Source organism: Fodinibacter luteus (assembly GCF_039541575.1).
GTDB classification, from domain to species: Bacteria; Actinomycetota; Actinomycetes; order Actinomycetales; family Dermatophilaceae; genus Fodinibacter; species Fodinibacter luteus.
The window spans coordinates 1-907 of sequence record NZ_BAABGM010000030.1 but is presented as its reverse complement, the minus strand read 5'-3'; the positions used below and the strand labels follow the sequence as shown (position 1 = coordinate 907).

The 907-nt window shown below is 68.7% G+C and carries 1 protein-coding gene; it reads right to left on the bottom strand.

Translation table 11 applies throughout. The features are described from left to right. Positions 1 to 213: 213 nt before the first annotated feature. Positions 214 to 693: a GNAT family N-acetyltransferase gene (locus ABD899_RS18235; RefSeq protein WP_345208694.1), complete on the bottom strand. Its 480-nt coding sequence runs from the start codon at positions 691 to 693 to the stop codon at positions 214 to 216. Between the last annotated feature and the right edge of the window lie 214 nt (positions 694 to 907).

The window sequence follows — 907 nt, the reverse complement described above, 5'->3', positions numbered from 1 at the left end:
AGATCACTCGAAGGATCCACCCGGTGGCCGCGCCTACGTGGGAGGCACGCGCTCACTCAGGTTGGTCGTACACCACTCTGCCGGACTCCACTACCAGTCCCGCCGGTCCCGCGTTAGCGCAAGAGTTCGCACCACCAGCGCGAGCCCTCCGCGAGGAGGACCCGTGGGTGAGGTGCGTTCTTTCGGCAGCGAGCCGGCACGACCCTGGCGGATCTACACGTCGAGGTGCAGGCGTAGCCCAACACCGAGCTCGGTGGCCACCGACTCGCCGCCCGTGAACCCGACGGCCCTGTAGAAGGCCAGCGCTTGGGGATTTCCGACAACCCACAAGCGGCGACGTCCCGACTCTCGCAACGCCTCGACGGCGTCCCGGAGGAGCCTGTCGGCGATACCGCGTCGGTGCCACTGCGGATCGACGAACAGGTCCTCGAGCTCACCGTCGCCGGCGTCAACGTCGGCCACAGTCGCGAAACCCAGGATCCTGCCCACGCCCTGCGCGTCGCCCTCCGCCACCCGGGTGCGACCGGCGGCGACTCCATCCCCGGTGAAGTCCAGGAACTCGGGGTGGGCCAGCAACAGAGGAGCGTCCCCAGGGTTGGACAACGAGGCAGCACGGAACACCCGCCGCAGTTCCGGGAGATCCGCCGGCACCGCGGTGCGAATCGTCGGGGCGGGGCCTGCGAGGCCGATCATGGTCGCAGTCCAGCACCGGTCGAAGTCGTGGTCAACCGAGGGAGAACCGCTGCTGCAGGCCCGGGCGCCAGGTAGCTCCCGCGAACGCATGCCCCTGCAGCATTCGCGTGCGTCATACCGCCGCGCGCCGCTCGCGGCTCACCCTGCAGCCTGGGTCTGTCAGATCAACGGTGTAACCGGCAGTTCTCATTAGAGGTTCTCCGCTGCCGGCATC